Source organism: Gryllotalpicola kribbensis, assembly GCF_039538245.1.
Taxonomy (GTDB): Bacteria; Actinomycetota; Actinomycetes; order Actinomycetales; family Microbacteriaceae; genus Gryllotalpicola; species Gryllotalpicola kribbensis.
In genome coordinates, this window is sequence record NZ_BAABBX010000014.1 from 137,557 (window position 1) to 163,663 (window position 26,107).

Consider the following 26,107-nt stretch of genomic DNA (forward strand, 5'->3'; position numbering starts at 1 on the left):
CCGGAAGCCGCCTCGGTAGAATTCCCCGCATGCAGAGCGTGGCCGATTCCCTTTCACGCTTGCGAACCCTCGCCGAGTCCCCCGTGGTCTCGAAGCTGGCCCAGGCGTTCCAGGCCGCGGGCTTCGAGCTCGCTCTCGTCGGCGGCCCCGTGCGCGACGCTCTGCTGGGCCGGCCCGTGCATGACCTCGATTTCGCGTCGAATGCGCGCCCCGACGACATCCTCAAGATCGTCGCGCCGCTCGCCGAAGCCACCTGGGATGTCGGCCGGGCCTTCGGCACCATCGCCGCACGGGTCGATCGCGAGACCGTCGAGATCACGACCTATCGAGCCGACAGCTATGACGGCGAGACGCGCAAGCCGGTGGTCGAATTCGGCGACACCCTCGAGGCCGACCTCGTGCGCCGCGACTTCACCGTCAACGCGCTGGCCTTGCGCGTTCCCGAGATCAAGCTCGTCGACCCGTCAGGCGGCGTCGAGGACCTGATGGGCCGCCTGCTGCGCACCCCGGTCGACGCAGCGGTGTCGTTCGGCGACGATCCCCTGCGCATGCTGCGGGCGGCGCGCTTCGCCGCCCAGCTCGGCTTCGAGGTGGCCGCGGAGACGATGGATGCCATGAGCGGCATGCGCGAGACGCTCAAGATCGTCAGCGCCGAGCGGATTCGCGACGAGCTGGTCAAGATGCTGGCATCCGACACCCCCCGCCCGGGGCTCGAGCTCATGGTGCACACGGGCCTTGCGGAGCTGGTGCTCCCCGAGCTGCCGGCGCTCCAGCTCCAGATCGACGCAGAGCACCGCCATAAGGACGTCTACGAGCACTCGCTGACGGTGCTCGATCAGGCCATCGGCTACGAGCACTCGCGTCACCCGGGCGCCGCGCCCGACGTGACGCTGCGCCTCGCGGCGCTGCTGCACGACATCGGCAAGCCCGCGACCCGCAAGCTCGAGCCGGGCGGCGCGGTCAGCTTCTACAACCACGACCTCGTCGGCGCACGGCTCGCCCGCAAGCGGCTGCGCGCGCTGCGCTTCGACAACGACACCGTCGACGCGGTGGCGCGCCTCATCGAACTGCACCTGCGCTTCTTCGGCTACACCGATGGCGAGTGGACGGACTCGGCAGTGCGCCGCTACGTCCGCGACGCGGGCGACCAGCTCGAGCGCCTGCACATCCTGACGCGCAGCGACGTGACGACGCGCAACCGCCGGAAGGCCGACCGCCTCGGCTTCGCCTACGACGACCTCGAGGCGCGCATCGCGCAGCTCAAGCAGCAGGAGGAGATCGACGCGATCCGTCCCGATCTCAACGGCGACGAGGTCATGTCGCTGCTGGGCCTGCGGCCCGGTCCCGACGTGGGCCGCGCCATGAAGTTCCTCATGGAGCTGCGCCTCGACGAGGGGCCGCTCGGCGCTGAGGAGGCCACGGCACGCCTCGCGGCGTGGTGGGCCGAGCAGCAGGCGCAGGGCTGAGCCGGTAGCGCTCGACCGGCTCGAGCACGTGGTGCTGGCCGCCGGAGAGCACGAAGCCGTCGGCCGTCAGCGTCAGCTGGCTCGCATGGGCGGCGAGTGCGCGGCGCTTGGCCGCGAGGTCGATCGCGACGTCCACCGCATCGGATGCCTCGGCCGGGACGACCTCGATGAACGGCACCCCGACGGCCGCCGCCGCGTCCCGCGCGACCTCGTGCGCCCAGCGATGGTCGGGGTGGCCATAGCCCCCGCCCGAGTCGTAGCTCACGACGACGTCGGGCCGGAAGCGCTTCGCGGCGGCGATCGCGTCCGCTCGCGCCGCCGGACTGCCGGCAAAGGTGCCCGCCGGCGCGTCCGGGGCAGGCTGCGCCCGCCCGTCTTCGCCCCAGCTCATCCCCGAGTCGAGGTACCGGAAGTCCGGACCCCGGTAGAGCGCGCGAGCGCGCGGCTCGCCGAGGAAGCAGGGCGTGCCGGCCCCGAGCTCGTACAGCGCGCGGGTGAGCTCGCCGACCCGGTGGTCGGCGAGCTCGGGCGTGCCCTCGAGCCACGAGAGCGGGCCGGGCACGACTTCACCGCGCTCGCCCCTGGTGCACGTCACGACGCGAACCGCGGCTCCGGCATCCCCCAGGGCGGCGATGAGTCCGCCGGTCGACAGCGACTCGTCGTCGGGGTGGGCGTGAAGGAACAGTGCGCGCCGCACCCGGGCGAACAGAGGGGGAAGGGCCACTACAGCTCGTTCGGGTCGCCACCGCGCCGGCCGGCGGCACCGCGGTCGACGGCGGCGAGGGCACGCAGCTCGACGTCGCTCAGCTCGAAGCCGAAGACGTCGAGGTTCTCGGCCATGCGCTCGCGGCGATTCGACTTCGGGATCACGATGTTGCCCGTCTGCAGCTGCCACCGAAGAATCGCTTGCGCCGGCGTCACGCCGTGCGCCTTCGCCACTTCGAGCAGGGCGGGCGCCGAGGAGATCTCGCCGCCGCCGAGCGGGTACCACGACTCGGTCGCGATGCCATGCGCAGCGTGGTATTCCGCGAGCTCGCGCTGCTGGAACTCGACGTGCAGCTCGATCTGGTTGACGGCGGGCGTGACGCCGGTCTCTGCGATGATTTGCTCGAGGTCCTCGATGCGGTAGTTCGAGACGCCGATCGACGTGGCGAGCCCCTCGCGCTGCAGCTCGATGAGCTCCTGCCAGGCCGACAGGGCGGTGCCGAGCCGCGGCCGCGGCCAGTGGATGAGGTAGAGGTCGACGCGCTCGAGGCCGAGCTGGTCGAGGCTGTGCCGCAGGGCATCGGCGGCGCTGCTCGAGCCGTTGTTCGGGAACTTCGTCGTCACGAACAGCTCGTCGCGCGCGATGCCGCTCTCGGCGATCGCGCGGCCCACACCGTCTTCGTTGCGATACATCGCAGCGGTGTCGATGTGCCGGTAGCCGACCTCGAGCGCGTCGCTGACGATGCGCGCCGTCTCAGCCGGGTCGACCCGGAAGACGCCGAAGCCGAGCTGCGGAATGGACGTGCCGTCGTTCAGTGCCACGGAAGGGACAGAAGTGGAAGCGGTCATGCTTCCAAACTAATTCGCGCGCGCAAGGCGCTCGTAGAGGGTTGCCAGACGGGCCGCCGCCGCCCTCCACGTGTGCGCGCGTGCGTGTGCGAGGGATGCCTGCGCCATCACCGCCCGACGCGCGGGGTCCCTCAGCAGTCGCTCGATGGCGGCCGCCCACGTGCGCTCGTCCCGCCCGGGAACGAGCACCCCGGTGGCGCCGGCGCGCACGGAATCGATGAGCCCGGGCGCCGCCGCGGCCACGACCGGGACCCCGCACGCCGCCGCCTCGAGCGTGACGAGGCCGTAGGTCTCCGAGCGGCTCGGCACGAGCACGAGGGTGCTGCGTGCGATGAGCGCCGCGAGTTCGCGACGCGCCAGAGCGCCCACGAACTCGACGTCGCCCACCAGCCCGCGCTCGGCGATCAGCCGCTCGAGCTCGGCACGGTAGCGCTCGTTCCCCGCGCCGCTCACGTCGCCCGCGATGAGCAGTCGGGGCCGGATGCCGGGTGCGAGGCGGCTGAGGGCGCGGATGGCGAGGTCCTGGCCCTTGAGCGGCTGGATTCGCCCCACGACGAGGAGTGTCGGTCTGTCGGCACTGGGGGTCGACTCGTCGCGCAGCGGCGATCGGGGCGCCGGCCGGAAGGTGCCGGTGTCGACGCCGGGCGTGACCACCTCGACCGCGCGTGGGGATGCGCCGTACGCCGCGATCACCGCGTCGCGCTCGCTGCGCGTCGAGGCGATCACGGCCTCGGAGCGGCACGCCAGCATCCGCTCTGCATCGATCCGCTCACGCGGCTCGGGCGTGTCGCCGGGCGCGAGCCGCGCGTTCTTGACGACCGCGAGAGTGTGCAGGCTGAGCACGTGCGCCGCGCCCGTGTCGCGCGCAACGGGCAGCGCCGCACGGCCCGAGAGCCAGTAGTGCGAATGGAGCACGTCGAAGCGGGGCTGCTCGCGCAGCATCCGCGCGAACTCATCGGTGACCCGGGGCAGCTCGCTCTTCGCGAGCGGGCACGGTTCGCCCGCGGTGAGGAAGCGGACGCGTGCGCCGGATTCGAGCGTTTCGATGCGCCCGTGATCGGCGACGGATGCCGCGCGGGTCAGGACTTCGACGCGATGGCCCGCGAGCGCGAGCTCATCGGCGAGAGCCCGCACGACGACGTTCATGCCGCCCGCGTCGCCGCGCCCGGGGGTGTCGAGGGGTGAGGTGTGCAGTGACACCAGACCGATTCGCACCCGCAACCCTCCGTCCGGTATCCTATTCAGGTTGTGGTCTGCCCTCCGGGCTTCTTCCGCGAGGTCGCCACACGATGCACATACCCTCCTGCTGCAGAAAGACTGCAGCCGTTCGAGTCCAGAGGAGGTGGGTTAGTCATGCATCAGTACGAGTTGATGGTCATCCTCGATCCCGAGATCGATGAGCGCACCGTTGCTCCCAGCCTTGACAAGTTCCTCAACGTCGTTCGTAACGACAACGGGACGATCGACAAGGTCGACGTCTGGGGCCGTCGCCGTCTCGCCTACGAGATCAAGAAGCGCGCCGAGGGCATCTACGCCGTCGTCGACTTCCACGCGACCCCCGAGGCCACGGCAGAGCTCGACCGCCAGCTGAAGCTGTCCGAGGCCGTTCTGCGCACCAAGGTCCTGCGCGCCGAAGAGGCCGTGGCCCGTGTCGCCAAGGTCGAGGCCGCCAAGGCCGCGAAGGCCGCCAAGACCCCGGCCGCCGAGAAGGTCGGCGCCTAGTCCCATGGCCGGCGAGACCATCATCACCGTGGTCGGCAACCTGACCAGCGACCCCGAGCTGCGCTACACGCAGAACGGTCTGGCGGTCGCCAACTTCACCATCGCTTCCACGCCCCGCACGTTCGACCGAGCGAGCAACGAGTGGAAGGACGGTGAGGCGCTGTTCCTGCGCGCGAGCGTCTGGCGCGAGTTCGCCGAGCACGTCGCGGGTTCACTGACCAAGGGTTCCCGGGTCATCGCTACCGGGCGTCTCAAGCAGCGCAACTACCAGGACCGTGACGGCAACAACCGAGTCTCCATCGAGCTCGAGGTCGACGAGATCGGTCCTTCGCTGCGTTACGCGACCGCGTCGGTGACGCGGGCGCAGTCGTCGGGCGGCCCCCGCGGCGGTTCGAACTTCGGCGGCAACGGCGGCGGAGCAGAGGAGCCGTGGGCTCCCGCGGCCCCGGTCGACGCCCCGTCGAACGACCCGTGGTCGGCCCCGGGCGGCTACAGCGACGACACGCCCTTCTAAACACTCTTCATCAACTAAGGAATTCACTCATGGCTGGAAAGTCGAGCGGCGACCGCCGCAAGCCGATCCGCAAGGGTAAGGACGGCAAGAACGCCGCCCCGGCGAAGTCCGTGACCGTCGGTGTCATCGACTACAAGGACGTCGCAACCCTGCGCAAGTTCATCTCTGAGCGCGGCAAGATCCGCGCCCGCCGCATCACCGGCGTGTCGGTTCAGGAGCAGCGTCTGATCGCGAAGGCGATCAAGAACGCCCGTGAGATGGCACTGCTCCCCTACGCCGGCGCCGGCCGCTAAGGAGGAAACCCATGTCTAAGGTCATCCTCACCCACGAAGTGTCCGGTCTCGGTTCGGCCGGTGACGTCGTCGAGGTCAAGAACGGCTACGCCCGCAACTACCTCGTGCCGCAGGGTTTCGCCACCCCGTGGACCCGCGGCGGCGAGAAGCAGGTCGAGGCCATCAAGGCCGCCCGTGCGGCTCGCGAGCACGCGAGCATCGAAGAGGCGCAGGACCTCGCCGCGAAGCTCAAGGCCAACGTCGTGACGCTCACCGTCAAGGCGGGCGCCGAGGGCCGTCTGTTCGGCTCGGTGAAGCCGGGCGACATCGCCGCGGCGGTCGAGGCGGCGGGCATCGGCGCGGTCGACAAGCGCCGCGTCGAGCTGGTCGCCCCGATCAAGAGCACCGGCACTCACGAGGCCATTGTGAAGCTGCGTGACGACATCGTCGCCACGATCACCCTGAAGGTGGTTGCGGCCAAGTAACCGCAAGGTGCACTATTGCCGATAGCGGCGGGATCCGTCCCGCCGCTATCGCCATTTATGGGGCCGTTTTCAACAGCCTTGTGCACAGGCAACACGCCCGAAATGCAAACCCTCGACCGGCACTCTAAACAACTTTCTACACACAGGGTGGGGAATTCGAAATCCCTGGTCAGGTGCGAATTGCGGCTCCAAGACTTTTCCCCGTCCACAGTTTTCCACAGCGGTCGTCCACATGGTGCACGGCGTTTCGCACTCCTCGTCCCCAGCCTTATCCACAGGCCGTCTTGAATCGGCACCAGGGCTTCCCTAGGGTGGCCAGAGCCGCGTTGAGGCGGGGGCGAGCACACGGTGCCGCAGAGATTCCCCGCACCTTCGCTCGCCCCGATGTCGGTGGTTGCCACAAGAGTGACGGCCAGACAGTTCAGCGCGCCGAAAATGCAAAGGAGACGGCTTGTCGATCGCACACTTGGACGAGCGTCGCGACGACCGCGGTGGCCGCGGGGGTGAGTCGGGCGGGTACCCCGGTGCCCGCACTCCTCCCTACGACGAGCTGGCAGAGCAGAGCACCCTCGGCGGCATGCTGCTCAGCAAAGACGCGGTGGCCGACGTCGTCGAGGTCGTGCGCAGCAAGGACTTCTACCTGCCGAAGCACGAGGTCATCTACGAGGCGGTGCTTCGGCTCTATTCGCACGGCGAGCCGACCGATGTCGTCGCGGTGACCGACGAGCTGATCAAGACCGGCGAGCTTCAGCGGGCGGGCGGCGTGGAATACCTGCACACGCTCACGAGTGTGGTGCCGACGGCCGCGAACGCCGGCTTCTATGCGCAGATCGTCTCAGAGAAGGCGGTGCTGCGCGGGCTGGTCACGGCCGGCGAGCGCATCGCTCAATACGGCTATGCGGCAGAGGGCGAAGTGGCCGACCTCGTCAACCGCGCCCAGGCCGAGGTCTACGACCTCACCAACACGAACGACAGCGAAGACTATGTGCCGCTGAACGTCGCGATCGACGCCGCCAGCGACGAGATCGACGCCGCCAGCCACAAAGACGGCACCATGACGGGCGTGCCCACGGGCTTCGCCGAGCTCGACGAGCTCACGAACGGTCTGCACCCGGGCCAGATGATCGTCGTCGCGGCCCGCCCCGCCATGGGAAAGTCGACGCTCGCGCTCGACTTCGCGCGCAGCGCCGCCGTGAAGAACGACATGCCCACGGTGTTCTTCAGTCTCGAGATGGGCCGGGCCGAGATCGCGATGCGCCTGCTCTCGGCCGAAGGCTCGCTGCCCCTGCACGTGCTGCGCAAGGGGCGCCTCGAGCAGTCCGACTGGACGAAGCTCGCCTCGACGCGCGGCCGCATCAACGATGCGCCGCTGTACATCGACGACAGCCCGAACATGACGCTGGTCGAGATCCGCGCGAAGTGCCGCCGCCTCAAGCAGCGCGTCGGCCTCAAGATGGTGGTCATCGACTACCTGCAGCTGATGACGAGCGGCAAGCGCGTCGAGTCGCGCCAGCAAGAGGTCTCAGAGTTCTCGCGTGCGCTCAAGCTGCTCGCCAAAGAGCTGCAGGTTCCGGTCATCGCGCTGTCGCAGCTCAACCGTGGCCCCGAGCAGCGCACCGACAAGCGCCCGGCCCTGTCTGATCTGCGTGAGTCCGGCTCCATCGAGCAGGACGCCGACATGGTGATCCTGCTGCACCGCGAAGACGCCTACGACCGCGAGAGCCCCCGCGCCGGCGAGGCCGACCTCATCGTGGCCAAGCACCGCAACGGCCCGACCCGCGATGTGGCGGTCGCCTTCCAGGGCGCCTACTCCCGCTTCGCCGACATGGCGGCGATGTAGCGGGAGCATCTTTCGCTCCTCGGCACTCGATGTCGGCGCCATGTCGAAGTCGACGATCGGGGATGAAGACGGTGCGGCCGGCGGGGTTCGAGATCCGCGGCCCGAGGCGTCGGGAAACCGGATCCGGAGTGCAGGCATCCGAGGAGCGACAGCCCCTGGATACGGTCACCCGCGGCTGCGATCGTCTATGTATGAGCACAGTTCCTGCCCCATTCAGCGCTTCTTCGACGCCACCAATGCGGCCGACTCCGATGCGTTCGTGGCGTCGTTCACCGATGACGCCTATCTCGAGGACTGGGGCCGCGTCTTCCATGACAACGAAGGGGCCCGCTCATGGAACCAGACTGACAACATCGGCAAGCAGGCGCACTTCGACGTTGTCGACGCGCGTGATGCCGGTGGCGAATGGGTCGTCACCGACGTCGTGACAGGCAACGGCTTCAATGGCACCAGCCCGATCCGATTCACCGTCGACGGGGACCGGATCTCCCGCATGGTCATCAAGCCGTAAGGTGCCCGAGGCGTGCCAGCATGTCGCTCGAGCTTCCGAACCGCGCAGTAAAGAGCCGTACCCTGCCGCGCCGGGCGCACTGTTCGCTCAGGGACGTTCGCTACATCGCGAGACGGCACCGCATGCCTAGCGATTGTCTGCGCCCCGATTCGGCCTTTGGCCGGGCGTGACAGCGTCGCCCCAGTAGTCGCGACCTCCGTTGGCCGCGATCCCGCCAATAGTCGTGCCGTTCATTTGTTCGACCACGACGCCGGTGCCGATATCTGGTGACGTCGCTTGGAGGCGATATCCCGTGAGATCAGGGGTGAGGTACCGCCCGCCGACGGGAGTTCGCGTGGTGCCGCTTCCTGGAGCGACGAGCACGGGGTCGTTCGTGAGCTTGTCCGGGTCGGCCGGTTCGTTGGCGGTGTGGCTGCCGTAGATGGTGTTCCCGTCGAAGGTGAATAGGTCTGAGACATCTTTCAACGTGCCGTCGGCGACCGTGTCAGTAAAGTTCCAGGCGCCGGCGCTCTGGAGATCGAAGATGTTGTTGTAGAACGAGGCGGAAGTGGGATAGGTGCCTTCCCACGCCCAGAAGTCGATCGGCCGGGCATTCACGCCCGGTCCTTGATACAGGGTGTTGTTGTAGATCTGCGTTCCATCCGAATATCCGCTGAACATGAAGGTATGCGCCTGGTCGTTCTGGCTGATGTTGTAGCGCACCACCCCGTTCTGCGACTTCACTCCCGCTCCAGGGCCAGAGGTGTTACTGCCTTGCCCGGAGGAGCAGATCAGCATGAATCCGCCGTCATTGTCGTGCGAATAGTTGTACTGATAGATGGTGCCGGTCTGCCCATAGTCGATGTCGTAGCCTTCCCCGTCCTGGGTCGTCGTTCCGCCGGACGACTCGTTGAGCTGGAAGACGGTGTGGTCTGCATTCCAGGCCCAGATCCCAGCGCTCGCGCCGCCGGAGCGCTCGTTGAATCCGTCGACCGTGTTGTACTCGACGAGAGCGTGGTCTGTCACCTGTGGGAGGATCCCGTCTCCGGCGACATCCTTCACGTAGTTGTCGCGGATCACGACGTTCGTACTCGGGTACCACGGGGACAGGCCCGCGGCGATCGAGTCCGCGAGAGCGCCGGTCGTGTCGATGTCGGCTCGCAGATTCTGGCGGGAGTTCGTGACGATGCCTTGCCGGTTCGTGTTCACGACGTAGTTTCCCTCGATCAACACATCGTCGTAGTTCGACTGCACAGTGGCACCTGGCGCCTTCAGCATGACCGTGTAGATGATGCCGGCGCTGCCCCAGTACGTCTTATCGCTCTTGCTACCGAGGACGCCGTGCACATAGCAGTCGACGACATGCACGCTGTGCAGAGTGCCACCGTTGTCGTTCATGATCATGATCCCGTCGCGGGACTCTCCGTCGCCGGTGAGATCGGTGTCACCCGGGGCGTGATTGCTCACCTCGAGATCCTGAATGGTCCAGTACTGCTGGTTGTCGAGGTAGACGGAGGCGTGGAAGTCTTCGGCAAGCGGAGTGAGATGGCTATTCGCGTCCTGCTTGACCAGATCGTAGGTGCGCATCGAGATGACGTCGTTCTGGGAGTCGATGAGCGGCTTCTCTCCTGCATCGTCGTAGGCGCCGAGCACGATCGGATCCCCGGCAGCTCCGCTGCCGCGGGGATGCAGCGTTGTCCCAAGCCATTGATCGCCGCCTTTGAAGAGGATCTTGTCGCCCGCGGCGAAGGTGCTCGCGTCCACCTTTGCGACTGTCTTCCACGCGGTCTCCGGCGTCAGTCCGTTATTCGTGTCGTCACCGGTCGACGACGACACGTAGTACGTCGTGTGCCCCGGCGAGGTGACGCCGACCGGGGCGAGAGAGAAGGCTTGGAGTGCGGCATGCAATCGGATCGCGGCGTCCTGTACTTGGATGTCTGTGGCCGCCGCATCCCAGAACGCCTCGTCGGCCTGCGTGAGCGCCGACTGCAGTTCGGACCAGTTCGTCGGGTCGGAACCGGACTGGCTGAGTTGCGCCGCTGCAGCCTGGTCCCGTTGGATCTCCAGCCTCGCCGTGGAGAGCGCGATCACGGCGACGTCGTCGGCATAACCGTTGCCGCTGGCCGACGCGTTCTGCAGCAGGACTCCGACTTGGCTGTGTGACGCGTCCGTCGCAAACGCCACACCAACGCGTGTCCAGTCCTGACTGGAGGAGACTTTCTCCTCGGAGGCGATGACGTTCGGATGCTGCGCGTCGAAGTAGCGCAGGCCCATGAAGAAGTCCGTGGCCCCTGCGTCGTTACGCAGATAGGCCACTGCGAGGTAAGAGCGGCTCGCTGTGAGTCCGGTGACGGTGCGCGAGATGCTCGATCCCGCCGGAACGGTGGCGAAGTAGGTGCCGCCGTGCGCGTCGCCATGTCCCGCATCAGGGCCGACGACCTGTGATGACCCGCTCGGATAGCTCGTCCACGGTGTGAGCGCCCCAGTCTCGAAGTCCCCGTTCTTGACGAGGTTGGTGGCCGCCTGAGCGGGCGCTGCCGCCAAGATGCCCGCGGCGGCGATCGTGGCTCCGATGGCGATGCTGCTCGCCCAGCGTGCGGCGTGGCTGCGCGTCTTCATGAGCGTTCCTCCTGTGGTGGTCTTCTCGTTATGTGCCAGTCGTGTTCCGGGGGCGTCATCCGCGCACGAATGCGGACAGGTCGGGCCGCACCGCGAGCTGTTCGCCCGCGAGCCGCCGGCTGATGAGCTTGTCGAGACTCGCCTTCTCATAGAGGGTCTGCGTCTCCGCGCGGACCTTCCCGAAGGGCTGGAGGCCTCCCGCCTTTCTGCTCTGGCAGACGAGCAGGAGCGGCTCTGCGTTGATGTCATCGGGCACCAGAGCAGCTGAGCCCGGTGCGAGGGCCTGAGCGGCGGACAACTCGCCGCTGTGATATTTGGACAGCTCGCCGACGGAGCTCTGATCGACGTGCAGACTCTCGGCGCGCTCCAATCCGGGGCCGCTCGCGGTGGTGACATCCGTCACACTCCGGCCGGATTGGAGAGCCGCGAGCGCATGCTCGGCAGCCGCTTGCCCCGTAGCATCCGCAGAGAAGCGCAGTACCCGCAGCCGGATGTCGTCCGAGGCTCTCGCGTAGGCGTTCGCGTGAGTGTCGTAGTAATCCTTCAGTCGGGCCGCGCTGGTCGAGAACTTTCCGCTCGCGACGAGCTTCGCGATCAGGGCTGTGCGCAGCGAGCTGTTCAGATGTGCGAGGTAGCTCTGCGGCGTGAACTGTGTGACGCCGTACACCGTGCTTCCCGATCGCAACGTCGCCTGCTGCCGAGCATTGGCCAGGCGCATCTGGGCGAGGACATCGTCGTACGAGGTGCTGGAGATAATGCCGTGCTGCTTTGCCAGCTGCTCGAGCACGGTGAATCTTGCGGCGGCTGTGATTCCGGCCCTCACCTGCGTCGTGCTCTCGAGGGGCAGTCCTTCTGACTCGGCGATCGCCGCGAGCTCGGCCGAGCTTATGCTCTGCCCACCGACGCGCGCGACCTCGTCGTCGGCGAAGTGTGGGGTGTGCAGGGCCGAGACCGTAAGGCCGCCACCGATGCCGAGCAGCGCGACGACCATCGTGACGATGAGCGCCCTGCGCAGCCAACGACGAGCTGTCTTCGTCATCGCATTCCCTTGCACTCCGAGCTCCCTTGCTCTCGCTCTGGGCTCTCCGTGGGCATGGAAGAGGTCCAGGTAGCGTGATAGTAGCGCGTTACCTAAGGCGCATCGCAAGACCCTTCCTCCCCAATGTGAGCAGTGTCCTCGCGCTAGGCTGGGCCATCGGTTGCTGTGCGGAAGTGCCGCGGGCGACGCGAGGAGGGGTAGCCGTGGCCGCAGCGAAGCAAGGGGTCGAGGCCGCCGATCGCAGTCGTCGCCGTCTCACCCAGGCCGACGTCGCACGTCACGCGGGTGTCTCCCCCGCTATCGTCTCGGCGGTTTTGAACGGCCGCCAGTATGGCAACATCCGCATCAGCGACCGCACCCGCGGTCGCGTGCTCGAAGCGGTGCGAGAACTCGGCTACTCGCCCAACATCGCCGCCCGGAATCTCGCGGGTGGTGCGAACAAGCTCGTCGGAGTATTCACCTTCCAGCGCTTGTTCCCTCTCGTCAAAGAAGACTTCTACTATGAGTTCCTTGTCGGGGTGGAAGAGGAGGCCGAGGCGGCTGGCTACAACCTGCTCATGCTCACAGCCGCCAAGGACCAACGGGGTGAGCGTTCTTTGTTCCCTGACGGTGCCAACGGCCTACAGCTCGCAGACGGGGGCATACTCGTTGGCTGGGGCGAACGACAGGACGAGATCAGGCGGCTTGCCGGCGAGAACTACCCTTTCGTGTTCATCGGCGAGCGGCACATTGAGGGCGTCGACGTCCACTACGTCGCGGCCGACTACCTTTCTGCGACGGCTGAGATCGTCGACCGGGTCGCGCGGCTCGGGCACGAGCGCGTCGGTATGGTGCTGGATGCGAACTCGAACGAGACGATCCCCGGCCGCCGCGCCGGCTATCGCGCGGGCATCGGACGTAATCCTGGTCTGGATGGCGATCACCTGGTGGCGCTCGGGGGCGCCGCGGAGGGTGCGGAGCTTGCGATCGATGTCGAAGCGGTGCTTGATTGGGCGCGCGCCACGCGACTCACCGCGCTCGTTGTAGAGAGCACGACGACCGCCGCGGCGATCCGAGATGTCTCGGCGGCGCGGGGGCTCGCGGTCCCCGGCGACCTTTCGCTCGTGGGACTTAGCGGCACACCAGAGCTGGCACCAGCGCGCAGCATCACCGAGCTCTCCATCCCCCGTCGTGAGATGGGCCGGGAGGCGATGCGGTTGCTCGTCGCGCTGCTCGCGGATCCGGTCGCGGCGCCTGCATCCACGACGCTGTCGTGTTCGCTTCGCGACGCCGGATCGCTCGCGGCTCCTTCCTCCCCTATCGAGTGATAACCCCCGCACGTCGCAGCGGCCCGCAAGTGGTCCCGCGGCTTCGAGGGGCGGGTTCTGGGCAGTAGGACCGGGCGCGCGATCTGCGTCCTAGAGCCCACAGCGATTGATGTTGCGCATGACCTAATGCGCTTATATCATCGCCGTTGAACAGCTCGACGAGGAGAGGACAGAGGGTGCACGCACACGCTGATGTGGCCGTGATCGGCGGAGGACTCGGGGGTGTGGCGGCAGCGCTCGCCGTAGCCCGTATGGGACGGACCGTGGTGCTCACCGAGGAGTCGCCATGGCTCGGCGGTCAGGTCACGAGCCAGCTGGTACCCCCCGACGAGCATCCCTGGATCGAGGACTTCGGAGCGACAGCCAGCTATCGAGAGTTCCGGAAGCGGATCCGGGACTACTACCGCCGGAACTACTCCCTGAGCCGCGAGGCTGCGGCCGACGAGCACCTCAATCCCGGTCAAGGAGGGGTGAGCGTGATCTGCCACGAACCGCGGGTCGCGCTTGCCGCGATCGACGAGATGATCGCGCCGTACCGCCTCGACGGCACGATCACGGTGTGGCTCTCGTCCGCTCCGACCGCTGCGATCACCGATGGAGACTCCATCTCTGCGGTGGACCTGGTCGGCCCCGAGGGGGAGCATCGCTTGCTCACCGCCGATCGCTTCATCGACGCAACCGAGACCGGCGAGCTGCTCGCCCTGGCCGGTGTCGAGCACGTCATCGGCGCCGAGTCCCGGGCGACGACCGGCGAGCTGCATGCCGTCGATGGCCCCGGTGATCCGCTCGACCAACAGGCATTCACGTGGTGCTTCGCCGTCGATTACCTGCCAGACCGCGACAACACAATCGACCGACCGACCGACTACGAGCGTTGGCGCGACTATGTGCCGTCGTTCTGGCCCGGTCCGCTGCTCTCCTGGACCGATGTGCATCCGATCACGTTGGAGCCGCGCACCGAGAACATCTTCGCGAGTGCCGCATCGCCGCGCGGCGGCAAGGCACGCGACCGGTGGAACTATCGCCGTATCAGCAGTGTCGGCACCTTCGCACCGGAACGCTATGCAAGTGACGTGTCCGTCGTCAACTGGCCGCAGAACGACTACTGGATGGGACCGTTGATCGGCGTCGACGACGCCAGCCGGGAGCGCAGCCTTCTCGAGTCGAGGCAGCTGAGCCTGTCACTGCTCTACTGGATGCAGACGGAGGCGCCTCGTTACGACGGTGGCACCGGCTATCCGGGTCTGCGGCTGCGCGGCGACCTCGCCGGCGGAGTGGACGGGCTGGCCCTGCGTCCCTATATCCGCGAGTCGCGGCGCATCGTCGCCGAATTCACTGTCCTCGAGCAGCATGTCGGAGTAGAGGCGCGTGCCCAACTCGGATTGGAGTCCGGCTCCGAGCTCTTCGCGGACAGCGTCGGCGTCGGGTCGTACCGGATCGATCTGCATCCCAGCACCGGTGGCGCAGCCGGCCCGCGCACCTACATCGACGTGGCGAACTACCCGTTCCAGATCCCCTACGGCGCTCTGCTGCCTGTGCGGGTGGACAACCTGCTGGCAGGCGCAAAGAACATCGGCACTACGCACATCACCAATGGGTGCTATCGCCTACATCCGGTGGAATGGAACATCGGAGAGGCGGCCGGCGCGGCCGCGGCGCTTTCCCTCGATCGACGGGTGCCGCCGCGGGCTCTGAGGCGGGGGGCTGCCCTCGACGACTTCCAGTCACTCCTGGCCTCGGTACACGGTGTCGAACTCGAGTGGCCGGATGACGTGCGCCGCACCACTACCTGAAACCTGCCCCAAAACCCACGATCAGCGACGATCACAGAGAAAAGGAAGATGACAATGGGTGTTATCTCACGAAGGAAAGTGGCTGCGGCGAGCATAGGGATGCTCGCGGCGGCCGTTCTTGCCCTCACTGGCTGTAGCAGCAATTCCAGTACGTCCGGCGACACCGCATCGGGATCGAGCAAGCACCTCACGGTGTGGTTCCCTGGCAACGACCCGAATGAGAGCAAGTACGTCGAGCAGACGATGGTGCCGAAGTTCGAGAGGGAGACCGGTGCCAAGGTCGACGTGACCTTCGTCGACTACACGAACCTGTCGCCAAAGCTCAATGCAGCCTTTGCCGCGGGCAGTGCCCCCGATGTGTTCGGCCACGGAGCCGCCGCTGTCGCCGACTTCGTCAAGAACGACCGCATCGAGCCGCTCGACAGCGACGTCGAGAAATTGAGCGCCTCCGATCGCAAGGACCTCGCCAACGCGCTTGCCGGTGCCAAAGTCGATGGGAAGCAGTACATGATCCCGCTGCAGATGCAGGGCTGGCTGCTGATGTACAACAAGAAAGACTTCACCGAGGCCGGGCTCGATCCCAACGCACCGCCTACGACGTGGGAAGCGGTGAAGTCGGATGCCGAGAAGCTGACGAAGCGTGACAGCAGCGGCAAGATCACACGTTCCGGGCTGCTGCTGCAGACCGAGGCGACCGGGCGGCAGCAAAGCTTTGCGACCCTGATCGCCTCGGCAGGGGGCAGCCAGCTCAACAAGAAGGGCACCAAAGCGACGTTCGACTCGGCCGCCGGTGAAAAGGCTCTGCAGTACTTCGTCAGCCTGTACCAAGGCCCTGACGCGGTTGCGACCAACCTCGGTCAGGACTATCTGAACGAGCCCACCGCGCAGCAGCCTCTCGTCACAGGAGACGCGGCGATGACGATCCAGACCGCTCAAGGCGCCTCCAAGATCGCCGCGGCTTACCCCAATGGAGATTGGGGAGTCGTCCAGCCGCCGAAGTTCGCCGGGCAGAGCGAAGGCTACGCATTCGGCGGCTCCGGGCCCGGAATGATGATCAACAAGGACAGCAAGAACAAGACGCTGGCCTGGAAGTTCATCGAGTTCATGATCGATCCGGCCAACTACAACGGGTACATCAAGACGATCGGCGGCGTGCCGAATCGCAGCTCGGCCCTCTCGACCGCATACGTGAAGAACAGCCCGGTTCTCGGAGCATGGCTCAAGGCATCCAGCCAGTGGGTTCCGAATCCGAATGTTCCCAACTGGGTGCAGGCACGTGACACGCTCGACAAGTATCTCGAGCAGGCACTGAACAAAGTCGTCACCCCGAAACAAGCGCTGAAGCAGGCGGCATCCGAGGTGGATGGGATTCTGTCCGCGAATGGCTGACGACACTGTCGCGCTGACCACGGCGCGACGGGCGGGGGCCGGCGCGGGCACGCCTGCGCCGGCCCCCGCCCCGGGCCGGCCGCGCAAGCGGTGGACGCGGCTGAACTGGATCGGACTCGGCTTCGCCATGCCCGCGATCGCGTACATCGGGATCTTCAGCATCATTCCCGTGGTGTACGGGCTGGTACTGAGCTTCACCTCGTACAGTCCGTTGAGCCGAAGCGGCCCCGTGTTCAACGGCGTGAGCAATTACGCGCACATCTTCGAGGACGGCGACTTCTGGAAGTCGCTCTGGGTGACGGCCCGCTATGTGCTGCAGGTGCTGCCACCGACGGTCGTCATCGCGTTGCTGCTCGCGGTGCTCGTCTCCCGACCGTTCCGGGGCGTCGGGTTCGTTCGCTCGGCTCTGTACATCCCGCAGATCGTGTCGCTGACGGCCGTCAGCATGATCTGGCTGTGGCTCTATTCACAGAACGGCTTCGTGAATGAGGTGCTGAACGCTGTCGGACTCTCTGATCAGCACTGGCTCATCTCGCAGTCGGCGGCACTCAATGCGGCGTCCGTCATGCGCATCTGGAAGGCGCTCGGCAGCAACATGGTGCTGCTGATGGCGGGAATGCAGTCCATTCCGAAGGATTTGTATGAGGCGGCTCGTGTCGACGGCGCGAACGGCTGGCAGCAATTCCGACACGTCACGCTGCCCGGGCTCAGATCGATGCTCGTGTATGTCGTGGCGATGGACATCATCTTCCTCGCGCAGGGCTTCGCTGAGATCTATGTGCTGACCCAAGGTGGACCGCTCGGCAGCACGACCACGGCGAACTACCTCATCTATCAGCAGGCATTCCAGTACAACCAGCTCGGCAGCGCGTCGTCGATGGCCTTCGTGCTGTTCGCCCTGATCGCCGGTGTCTCACTGCTTTCCATGCGGGGGATGCTGGGAAGGAGGAGCTCATGACTCCAGACGCCGGACGGCCGCAGTCCGCGCGCCGCGGGCAAGGCACGTCGCTCAAGACTCGTACTCGAGCAGCGAACACGACGCGTGTCGTGGTGGCGTTCGCCGCGGCGATCCTCGTGCTCGTGCCGTTCCTCTGGATGCTCAGCATCTCGTTTACGCCAGAGGACAAGGCATTCGGCTCCATCAGCCTGATCCCCGCCGATCCGACCTTTGCGAACTTCATCGATGTGATGACTGAGACGAACATGCTGAGGGCGCTTCTGAACTCGGCGATCGTCGCGATCGTGGTGGTGCTTGCAAACGTAATCCTCGCTACGCTGGGCGGCTACGCCTTCGCGCGACTGCCGTTCCCCGGCAGTACAGCAGTCTTCTACATCCTGCTGTCGACGACCGCGATCCCTGTGTCGGTGACGCTGATCCCGCTGTTTCTGATGACGCGCGGCATTCCGCTCGCCGGCGGCAACGATCTCCTTGGCCACGGCGGAAACGGGCTGCTCAACTCGGTGGCCGGTCTCACCATTCCGTACCTCGTCGGTGCCATGAATGTGTTCCTCGCCCGGCAGTACTTCATCTCCGCATCGCCCGAGCTCGCTGAGGCGGCGCGTGTGGACGGAGCGGGTGAATGGCGCATCTTCAGCCGCATCTATCTGCCGCTGGCGCGGCCGATGCTTGCGGTGATCGCGATCTTCGCTTTCACCGGAGTATGGGACGACTTCCTCTGGCCGCTCGTGATCACCACGACGCCGGAGAACCAGACGGTGCAGCTCGCTCTCGCGCAGTTCCTCGCAACGGGGAATGTCCAGTATGGGCCGCTCATGGCCGGTGCCGTCGTCATCACCATTCCCGTGCTCGTGGTGTTCCTGTTCAACCAGCGCGGCTTCGTCGGCGGTCTGACGGACGGAAGCGTCAAAGGATGAGTGGAGCGCGCGTCGCCGAGGGGATGATGCTCTTCGGCGCGGACTGGAATCCAGAGCAATGGCCGGAGAAGGTGAACGACGCGGATCTCCGCCTCATGCGCGAGGCCGGGGTCAACCGGGTCAGCCTTGGCATGTTCGCCTGGAGCACCATCGAACCGCAGGACGGACGCTTCGAACTCGACTGGCTTGAGCGGCTGCTCGACCGGCTCGACGCCGCCAGCATCGGGGTCAATCTCGCCACGCCCAGCGCCGCGCCGCCGTGGTGGCTGCTCGATGCCCACCCTGAGATCCAACTCGTCGATGCACAGGGGCGGCGAGTGCCCGGCGGCGGCCGGCTGTCGTGGTGCCCGTCCTCCGCCGTGTTCCGTCACTACGCGACGCGCGCGGCTGCCGTGCTCTCCGAGGCGTTCGGACGGCATCCCGCACTCAGTCTGTGGCATGTCGGGAACGAGTTCGGCAACGAGAATGCGCAGTGCTTCTGCGATGAGTGCGCGATCGCCTTCCGCTCTTGGGCGCGCCGTCGCCACACCACCCTCGACACGCTCAACAGGGCCTGGGGCACGGCATTCTGGGGACACGGGTATACGGCGTGGTCGCAGATCACGCCGCCGAGGACCACGAGGAATCCACCCGACCCGGGCCTCGCGCTCGACTACCGGCGTTTCTGCTCCGATCAGCTCCTCGCCCACTACCGCGCCGAGGTCGTGGCGATCCGTGGGGCCGGGTCGACGGTGCCAGCGACGACAAACTTCATGATCGCCCAGGGCGCGGATGCCATCGATCACCACGCCTGGTCCGCGGAAGTCGATGTCGTGGCCAACGACCATTACACCGTCGCTGCGGATCCGGAACGTCACCGCGAACTCGCCTTCAGCGCGGACCGCGCGAGGGGCGTGGCCGGTGGCGGCCCATGGCTGCTGATGGAGCACTCTACGAGCGCCGTGAACTGGCAGCCACGCAACCGAGCCAAGGGACCGGGCGAGATGCGGCGCGACACGCTCAGTCACATCGCCCGCGGCGCGGACGGGGCGCTGTTCTTCCAGTGGCGCGCGTCGACCGCCGGGGTCGAGCAGTTCCACTCGGCGATGGTGCCTCATGCGGGTGTCCACACGAGAGTATGGCGCGAGGTCTGTGAGCTCGGCGCCGAACTGGCTCGCCTCGCCCCGGTGACCGGCAGCGTGGTCGAGCGCGCCGAAGTTGCGGTGCTATGGGACGCCCAGGCGCATTGGGCGATGGACGCGGCGCGGCCGCCGACGATCGACGTGGCATACCCGTTGCTGCCCGAGCGCACTCATCGTGCGTTCCACCGCCGGGGCATCCGCGTGGACGTGCTGCACCCGGATGATGCGCTGGCGGGCTACCGCCTGATCATCCTCCCCGGCCTCTATCAGGCTTCCGCCGGACTGACGGAGCGACTCGACGCCGCTGTGCGATCCGGCATGCATGTGCTCATCACCGCACTCTCGGGCATAGTCGACGACACGGCGCGTGTCATCGGCGGCGGCTATCCCGGAGCGTTCCGGGAGCTGCTGGGTCTCCGGGGCGAGGAACTGCTGCCGCTTCAGCCCGGTCAACGTGTCAGATTGAGCGACGGAAGCACCGCGGAGCGCTGGGTCGAGCACCTGACTCCGACGACGAGTCGGACGACGGCGACGTTCTCGGACGGGCCGCTGCGAGGACTCGGGGCGATGACACGACGCGAGCTCGGCGCCGGCACCGTGCGCTACGTCGCTGCGGTCCTCGCCGAGGAGTCGTTCGACGCCTTGGCCGGTGCGCTCACAGCGGAGCTCGGCATCCGGCCGCCCGCTGCCGCCACCGGCACGGCGGTGGATCTCGTTCGTCGCGTGGCGGCCGATGGCACGGGCTTCCTCTTCTGCATCAACCACGGCGCCGAGGAAGCCGAAATCGCCGTGTACGGCGAAGATCTGCTCACCGGGCGCGTGGCCCGTGGTACCGGAGCAGTGCCGGCCGGAGGTGCTGCGGTCTTCAGAGAACGGCGGACTTCACTGTCGGGGGGACATCACGACGAGAGGGGGCAGTCATGAACTGGGATGATGAACGGCTGCAGGTCGCACGCTTTCCTCGCGACTTTTTGTGGGGAAGCGCGACGGCCGCGCACCAAGTCGAGGGGTCCAACGTCGCGTCCGACTGGTGGGCTCGGGAGCACCGACCGGACACCGACCTCGAGGAGCCGAGCGGCGATGCCGCCGACTCGTACCACCGCTGGCCAGACGATGTCGCATTGGTCGCCGACGCGGGGCTGCAGGTCTACCGCTTCTCGATCGAATGGGCGCGCATCCAGCCCGAGGAGGGCTGGACGTCGAAGGCTCAGTTGCAGCACTACCGGCGCATGATCGACGGATGCCTCGATCGTGGGATCACCCCCATGGTCACGCTCCACCATGCGACCAATCCGCTGTGGTTCAGTCGCCGCGGCGGCTGGGCCGACGCCGGCGCGCCCGAGCGATTCGCGCGGTACGTCGAGACGGTGCGCCCGATCCTTGAGAACGACGTGGAATGGGTGTGCACCATCAACGAGCCAAACATGGTTGCCACGCACCGGGACTGGGAGGCCGCCGAGATGCGCATGGTCGCGCGGCCGGATCCGGATCCGAAGGCCTCCGAGCTGCTCGTCCATGCGCATCACCGCGCGAAGGAGGTGTTGTCCGGCATCCCCGGACTTAAGGTGGGCTGGACGATCGGCACCCAGGACTTCGAGGCCGTTCCCGGTGCAGAAGAGGTGATGAGGGCCTATCGCTATCCGCGGGAGGACTTCTTCACTGAGGCAGCGCGCGGCGACGACTTCGTCGGTGTGCAGAACTACTCGCGCAATCTCATCGGCACGGAGGGCCCGATGCCGCTGCCAGACGGAACGGAGACCAACATCCTTGGCTGGGAGTACTACCCGCAATCGCTTGGTCGCGCTGTGCGACATACCTGGGAGGTGACCGGCGGGACGCCGGTCTTCGTCACCGAGCACGGCTTCGCGACACGGGATGACCGACGACGAATCGATCACACGGCCGCGGGCCTTCTCGGCCTTCGTGCGGCGATGGACGACGGCGTCGATGTGCGTGGCTACCTGTACTGGTCGCTTCTCGACAATTACGAGTGGGGCAGCTTCACGCCGACCTTCGGTCTGGTCGACTGGAACCGCACGACGTTCGAGCGACGGCCCAAGCCGTCACTGGCTTGGTTCGCCGACGTTGCCCGCACGGGAACTGTCGCTGTGGATGAGGCAGGCTGCGGTCAGAGTCGGATGGACCGCTCGGGCGCGTAGACCGGCCACGCGCGGGACCGAGGCAGGTCAGGGTGGTTCGACGTGGGGGCGCACAGTTCTCTCCGGGCAGTGCACCGGTCGACCACTCTCGCTACGCTCGGAACGTGGCTGGGGCTGAACTGTTCGCTGACGTACGCGCCGTGCTGTTCGACCTCGACGGGGTGCTCACACCGACCGCCGAGGTGCACCGTCGGGCGTGGGCCCTGCTCTTCCAGGAGTACTTCGCCAAGGTCGGCGCCGGGCCGTACACCGAGGCCGACTACTTCGACCACATCGATGGCAAGCCGCGCTATGACGGCGTGCGCGACGAGCTGGCCGCCCGCGGCATCGTGCTTCCCGAGGGCGACCCCAGCGACGGCCCCGACGCCGAGACCGTCTGCGGCCTCGGCAACCGCAAGAACCTCGAGTTCAATCGGGTGCTCGCTGAGGAGGGCGTCGCCCCGTACCCCGGGTCGATCGAGTTCCTCGACGCGGTCGACGCGTCAGGCATCCGCTCGGCCGTCGTGTCGTCGTCGGCGAACGCGGTCGACGTCCTCAACGCAGCGGGGCTCGCCGACCGCTTCGTCACGGTCGTCGACGGAAAGGTCGCACGCGCGCAGAACCTCGCAGGGAAGCCGTCGCCCGCGACCTATGAGTACGCCGCGCACGTGCTGGGTACGGATGCCGCGCACGCCGTCGTCGTCGAGGACGCCACCTCGGGCGTCGCCGCGGGGCGCGCCGGCGGGTTCATCGTCGTCGGAGTCGACCGCGGCACCGGCCGGGATGCGCTGCTGCGCGAAGGCGCCGACGTGGTGGTCGAAGACCTCGCCGAACTCGTCGAGACTTGGAAGAGCATCACCCCGACGCAGACCGCCTGAGCCCGAACGGAGACTGAGGAAGAGCAATGAGACGACCTGCCGCCGACCCTCTGGATCGCGATCGCTTCCCGATCGACGAGTGGGCTCTGGTGGAGAGCGAGCTCTCCATCGCCGACCTCGGCCGGACCGAGACTCTGTTCTCGGTCGGCAACGGCTACATCGGGCTGCGCGGGAACTACGAAGAGGCGCGCGAAGGCGTCACGCAGGGCACCTTCGTGAACGGCTTCCACGAGACCTGGCCGATCCGCCACGCCGAGGACGCCTTCGGCTTCGCGCACGTCGGCCAGACGATCGTCAACGCGCCCGACGCGAAGGTGGTCCGCGTCTATGTCGACGACGTGCCCTTCAAGATCTCCGAGGCAGAGCTGCTGTCGTACGAGCGCCGCCTCGACTTCGTCAACGGCGTTCTGACGCGCGACCTCGAGTGGCGCACGCCCTCGGGGCGCCGCGTGCAGATCACCTCGCGCCGCTTCGCGTCGTTCACCGACCGGCACCTGGCGGTCGTCGACTACGAGGTCACGGTGCTCGATGCGGATGCCTCGGTCGTGCTCTCGAGCCAGGTGATCAACCGCCAGGACCGCAAGGACGAATACGGCATCGGCGGCGCCGCCCTCGGCGACGCCGGCTTCGACCCGCGCAAGGCGGAGTCGTTCGCCGAGCGCGTGCTGCAGCCGCGGCTGAAGCGGAACTCGGGCGGCCGCAGCCTGCTCGGCTACCGCTGCACCAACTCGCGCATGACCATCGCGGTCGCGGCCGACCACATCGTCGAGACCGACAACGAGGTCACGCAGTCGTACACCCTCGAGGACGACCTCGCGAAGCAGGAGTACCGCGTCGAGGCGAAGGCCGGCGTGCCGATCCGTCTCGTCAAGCTGCTGAGCTACCACACCTCGCACGCGGTTCCCGTGCGCGAGCTCGCCGACCGATGCGACCGCACGCTCGACCGAGTGCGCGAGCGCGGCATCGAGCAGCTCTACGAGGACCAGCGCATCTGGCTCGACGACTTCTGGGCGAAGAGCGACGTCGAGGTGTTCGGCCGCCCCGCCGAGCAGCAGGCCGTGCGCTGGAACCTGTTCCAGCTCGCGCAGGCGACGGCGCGCGCCGACGGCCTCGGCATCCCCGCCAAGGGCGTGAGCGGTTCGGGCTACGGCGGCCACTACTTCTGGGACATGGAGATCTACGTCCTGCCGTTCCTCAGCTACACGCAGCCGACCGCTGCGCGGAACGCGCTGCGCTACCGGCACAGCATCCTCGACGACGCCAGGGCGCGCGCCGGCGAGCTGAGCCAGCGCGGTGCGCTCTTCCCGTGGCGGACCATCAACGGTCAGGAATCCTCGGCCTATTACGCGGCGGGCACCGCGCAGTACCACATCGATGCCGACATCTCGTATGCGCTCGTGCAGTACGTGAACGCGAGCGGTGACGACGCGTTCCTCGACTCCGAGGGCATCGACATCCTCATCGAGACCGCGCGCATGTGGGCCGATCTCGGCTTCTGGCGCTACAACGGCGGCGAGATCTTCCACATCCACGGCGTGACGGGGCCCGACGAATACACGACGGTCGTGAACGACAACCTGTACACGAACGTCATGGCGCGCGGGAACCTGCGCGCGGCCGTGCGGGCCGTGCGGGCCGTGAAGGAGCGCGACCCCAGCGCCTACCGCCGCGTCGTGAACCGGCTCGGGCTGACCGACGACGAGGTCGCCGAGTGGGTGCGCGCGGCCGAGGCGATGCACATTCCCTACGACGAGAGCCTCGGCATCAACCCTCAGGACGCGGACTTCCTCGAGAAGGAGCTCTGGGACCTGCCGAACACCCCGCAGGAGAAGCTGCCGCTGCTGCTGCACTACCACCCGCTCGTCATCTACCGCTTCCAGGTGCTCAAGCAGGCCGACGTCGTGCTCGCGCTCGTGCTGCAGGGCGACGAGTTCTCGGCCGAGCAGAAGCTCGCCGACTTCGAGTACTACGACCCGCTGACCACGGGCGACTCGACGCTGTCGGCCGTTGCCCAGTCGATCATCGCCGCCGAGGTCGGCTACGGCCAGCTCGCCGTCGACTACTTCCTCGACGCGGTCTACGTCGACCTCGCAGACCTGCACAACAACGCGGTCGACGGCGTGCACGTGGCGTCGACGGGCGGCGTCTGGGGCTCGCTGGTGTGGGGCTTCGGCGGCGTGCGCGACTACCTCGGCAAGCTCAGCATGGACCCCCGCCTTCCGAACGAGTGGGAGGGCATCCGCTACCGCCTCACCGTGAAGGGCAGCCGGCTGCGCGTCGAGCTGCGGCGCGAGAGCGTCCAGCTGCGCATCGAGGAGGGCGAGGGCGTCGAGGTCTCGGTGCGCGGCGAGACGTTCTTCGTGCGCCCGGGCGAGCCGCGGCTCATCCCGCTCGACGGGCAGGGCCCGATCAGGCACGGCACCCCGAGCGCGAGCGCGATCAAGGGCGAGCTGCGGCCCGACGGGTCGGTCATGACCGCGTCGATTCCGACGCTCGCGGCCGACGACCCGACGCCGACGACCGGCACGGCGCCGATCGTCGTGATCCAGCCGCACGGGAACTGAGTCGGGAACCGAGTCGGGCGCGGCCGTCGCGATGAGGCATCCGTTCAGAAAAGCCACAAGAGCGCCGCAACTAGACTGAGGAGTCGATCCCCTTCGAATCCGAAAGCAGGGCTATTCACGTGCTTGGCCGGTACTGGCTTCTTCAGCTTGTGCGTGCCGTCATCGCCTTCGCGGCGGGGTTCGTGATCACCCTCGATCAGGACCACACGGCGGCCTACGGCATCGCCATGTTCGCGTCGTTCGCGATCGTGAGCGGGCTCGCGGCGTGCGCGTTCTTCTTCGCGACGGATGCCGGCAGCCGCACGGTCTGGCTGGTGCAGGGCATCATCGGAGTCGCCGCGGGAGTCGTCGCGCTGATCGTGCATGCGGGCGCACTCGGCGACCTGCTCTACAGCGTGAGCGTCTGGGCGCTGCTGACCGGTGCCGCAGAGCTGTACGGCGGCTGGCGCGCACGACGCGTTCCTGCTGACGCCGCTGCCGCGCGCGACCGGCTGCTGGTCGGGGGCGCGACCGTCGTCCTCGCGATCGTCTACCTCGTCATTCCGCCCGAGCACCGACTCGCCGTCGGCCTGTTCGGCGCCTACGCCATCGTCATCGGCGTCTACCTCGCGATCGGCGCGTTCTCGCTCAAGTGGGCTCAGCCCGCGGGGGCCGCCGACGAAACCTCGGAGTCCCACGCATGAGCGCCCGCAAGTCCCGCACCCCCGCCTCCCGCCAGCCGTCGCGCCGCGAGGTGCTGCGCCCCGCCGAGCTGGTGGGCGGTTCGGCGGTGCTCGCGCTGTTCGCGGGCGTGGTCATGCTCGTCGCATCCCGCAGCTGGGTCGTCGCCGTCATCGGCCTCGGCGTCGTCTTCATCGTCGCGCTCGTGATCACCGCGCTCTTCGTGCAGTCGATCAAGCCCACCGAGGACGAGCAGGCCGACATCGCCGAGCAGGATGCCGCGAACGGCGGCTCGCGCCCCGTGTTGCTCGACAAGCCGAAGCCCGACGACGAGGCGGGCACTGAGCCCGGGGCGCCGAGCCCGGGGCACTGACCCTAGGG

General features: G+C 67.3%; 23 protein-coding genes. 18 read left to right on the forward strand and 5 right to left on the reverse strand.

The window, feature by feature from the left end:
- Positions 1-29: 29 nt before the first annotated feature.
- The gene (locus ABD716_RS08765) at positions 30-1,466 is read left to right on the forward strand and encodes a CCA tRNA nucleotidyltransferase (RefSeq protein ID WP_344775914.1); all 1,437 of its coding nucleotides are present in this window, start codon (positions 30-32) and stop codon (positions 1,464-1,466) included.
- Here the strand turns inward: ABD716_RS08765 and ABD716_RS08770 are convergent.
- Genes ABD716_RS08770 through ABD716_RS08780 form a run of 3 tightly spaced genes read right to left on the reverse strand, consistent with a single transcriptional unit; the run spans position 1,372 to position 4,220 of the window.
- Complete coding sequence (locus ABD716_RS08770; RefSeq protein WP_344775917.1) at positions 1,372-2,190, reverse strand: PIG-L family deacetylase; 819 nt, start codon at positions 2,188-2,190, stop codon at positions 1,372-1,374. The two genes, ABD716_RS08765 and ABD716_RS08770, sit on opposite strands and share 95 nt — an antisense overlap.
- Positions 2,190-3,020 carry an aldo/keto reductase gene (locus ABD716_RS08775; RefSeq protein WP_344775919.1) on the reverse strand — a complete coding sequence of 277 codons (831 nt, stop codon included), beginning with the start codon at positions 3,018-3,020 and terminating at the stop codon, positions 2,190-2,192. The genes ABD716_RS08770 and ABD716_RS08775 overlap by 1 nt, the downstream gene beginning before the upstream one ends.
- A gap of 9 nt (positions 3,021-3,029) precedes the next feature.
- On the reverse strand, positions 3,030-4,220 hold the full coding sequence (locus ABD716_RS08780; RefSeq protein WP_344775921.1) for a glycosyltransferase: 1,191 nt from the start codon (positions 4,218-4,220) through the stop codon (positions 3,030-3,032).
- Between the two features lie 153 nt (positions 4,221-4,373).
- Here ABD716_RS08780 and rpsF point away from each other — a divergent pair, with 153 nt between their 5' ends.
- The 6 genes from rpsF (at position 4,374) to ABD716_RS08810 (ending at position 8,364) form a co-directional block, all read left to right on the forward strand.
- Positions 4,374-4,742 (forward strand): 30S ribosomal protein S6, encoded by a 369-nt coding sequence (rpsF, locus tag ABD716_RS08785; protein WP_344775923.1) that lies wholly within the window; start codon positions 4,374-4,376, stop codon positions 4,740-4,742.
- Between the two features lie 4 nt (positions 4,743-4,746).
- Positions 4,747-5,256, forward strand: a complete 510-nt coding sequence (locus ABD716_RS08790) for a single-stranded DNA-binding protein (RefSeq protein WP_344775925.1) — start codon at positions 4,747-4,749, stop codon at positions 5,254-5,256.
- A gap of 29 nt (positions 5,257-5,285) precedes the next feature.
- A complete protein-coding gene (gene rpsR, locus ABD716_RS08795) occupies positions 5,286-5,549 on the forward strand; it encodes a 30S ribosomal protein S18 (RefSeq protein WP_120789059.1) in 264 nt (87 codons plus the stop codon).
- An 11-nt stretch (positions 5,550-5,560) separates the two neighbouring features.
- Entirely contained in the window at positions 5,561-6,013 is a 453-nt protein-coding gene (rplI, locus tag ABD716_RS08800; protein WP_344775927.1) for a 50S ribosomal protein L9, read from the forward strand.
- A 451-nt stretch (positions 6,014-6,464) separates the two neighbouring features.
- Positions 6,465-7,853: a replicative DNA helicase gene (gene dnaB, locus ABD716_RS08805; protein ID WP_344775929.1), complete on the forward strand. Its 1,389-nt coding sequence runs from the start codon at positions 6,465-6,467 to the stop codon at positions 7,851-7,853.
- A gap of 40 nt (positions 7,854-7,893) precedes the next feature.
- A complete protein-coding gene (locus tag ABD716_RS08810; protein ID WP_344775931.1) occupies positions 7,894-8,364 on the forward strand; it encodes a nuclear transport factor 2-like protein in 471 nt (156 codons plus the stop codon).
- A gap of 126 nt (positions 8,365-8,490) precedes the next feature.
- Here the strand turns inward: ABD716_RS08810 and ABD716_RS08815 are convergent, their stop codons facing one another.
- The gene (locus tag ABD716_RS08815) at positions 8,491-10,962 is read right to left on the reverse strand and encodes a carbohydrate binding domain-containing protein (RefSeq protein ID WP_344775933.1); all 2,472 of its coding nucleotides are present in this window, start codon (positions 10,960-10,962) and stop codon (positions 8,491-8,493) included.
- 55 nt (positions 10,963-11,017) lie between these two features.
- Positions 11,018-12,001 (reverse strand): hypothetical protein, encoded by a 984-nt coding sequence (locus ABD716_RS08820; protein WP_344775935.1) that lies wholly within the window; start codon positions 11,999-12,001, stop codon positions 11,018-11,020.
- Positions 12,002-12,204: 203 nt separating this feature from the next.
- On the opposite strand from ABD716_RS08820, the gene ABD716_RS08825 reads away from it, so the two are divergent.
- From ABD716_RS08825 to ABD716_RS08875, 11 genes are all read left to right on the forward strand, one after another.
- Positions 12,205-13,308: a LacI family DNA-binding transcriptional regulator gene (locus ABD716_RS08825; RefSeq protein ID WP_344775937.1), complete on the forward strand. Its 1,104-nt coding sequence runs from the start codon at positions 12,205-12,207 to the stop codon at positions 13,306-13,308.
- Between the two features lie 200 nt (positions 13,309-13,508).
- Positions 13,509-15,101 carry an FAD-dependent oxidoreductase gene (locus ABD716_RS08830; protein ID WP_344776172.1) on the forward strand — a complete coding sequence of 531 codons (1,593 nt, stop codon included), beginning with the start codon at positions 13,509-13,511 and terminating at the stop codon, positions 15,099-15,101.
- Between the two features lie 54 nt (positions 15,102-15,155).
- Positions 15,156-16,490, forward strand: coding sequence for an ABC transporter substrate-binding protein (locus ABD716_RS08835; protein WP_344775939.1), 1,335 nt, complete (start codon positions 15,156-15,158; stop codon positions 16,488-16,490).
- Positions 16,483-17,448 carry a carbohydrate ABC transporter permease gene (locus ABD716_RS08840; protein ID WP_344775941.1) on the forward strand — a complete coding sequence of 322 codons (966 nt, stop codon included), beginning with the start codon at positions 16,483-16,485 and terminating at the stop codon, positions 17,446-17,448. The genes ABD716_RS08835 and ABD716_RS08840 overlap by 8 nt, the downstream gene beginning before the upstream one ends.
- The gene (locus ABD716_RS08845; RefSeq protein ID WP_344775943.1) at positions 17,445-18,365 is read left to right on the forward strand and encodes a carbohydrate ABC transporter permease; all 921 of its coding nucleotides are present in this window, start codon (positions 17,445-17,447) and stop codon (positions 18,363-18,365) included. Before ABD716_RS08840 ends, ABD716_RS08845 begins: the two co-directional genes overlap by 4 nt.
- Complete coding sequence (locus ABD716_RS08850) at positions 18,362-20,410, forward strand: beta-galactosidase (protein WP_344775946.1); 2,049 nt, start codon at positions 18,362-18,364, stop codon at positions 20,408-20,410. Before ABD716_RS08845 ends, ABD716_RS08850 begins: the two co-directional genes overlap by 4 nt.
- On the forward strand, positions 20,407-21,645 hold the full coding sequence (locus ABD716_RS08855; RefSeq protein ID WP_344775948.1) for a glycoside hydrolase family 1 protein: 1,239 nt from the start codon (positions 20,407-20,409) through the stop codon (positions 21,643-21,645). The genes ABD716_RS08850 and ABD716_RS08855 overlap by 4 nt, the downstream gene beginning before the upstream one ends.
- Positions 21,646-21,749: 104 nt before the next feature.
- The gene (locus tag ABD716_RS08860) at positions 21,750-22,502 is read left to right on the forward strand and encodes an HAD family hydrolase (protein WP_344775950.1); all 753 of its coding nucleotides are present in this window, start codon (positions 21,750-21,752) and stop codon (positions 22,500-22,502) included.
- A 26-nt stretch (positions 22,503-22,528) separates the two neighbouring features.
- On the forward strand, positions 22,529-25,066 hold the full coding sequence (locus tag ABD716_RS08865) for a glycoside hydrolase family 65 protein (RefSeq protein WP_344775953.1): 2,538 nt from the start codon (positions 22,529-22,531) through the stop codon (positions 25,064-25,066).
- 119 nt (positions 25,067-25,185) lie between these two features.
- On the forward strand, positions 25,186-25,749 hold the full coding sequence (locus ABD716_RS08870; protein WP_344775955.1) for a DUF308 domain-containing protein: 564 nt from the start codon (positions 25,186-25,188) through the stop codon (positions 25,747-25,749).
- Positions 25,746-26,099 (forward strand): hypothetical protein, encoded by a 354-nt coding sequence (locus tag ABD716_RS08875; RefSeq protein ID WP_344775957.1) that lies wholly within the window; start codon positions 25,746-25,748, stop codon positions 26,097-26,099. The genes ABD716_RS08870 and ABD716_RS08875 overlap by 4 nt, the downstream gene beginning before the upstream one ends.
- Positions 26,100-26,107: the final 8 nt, after the last annotated feature.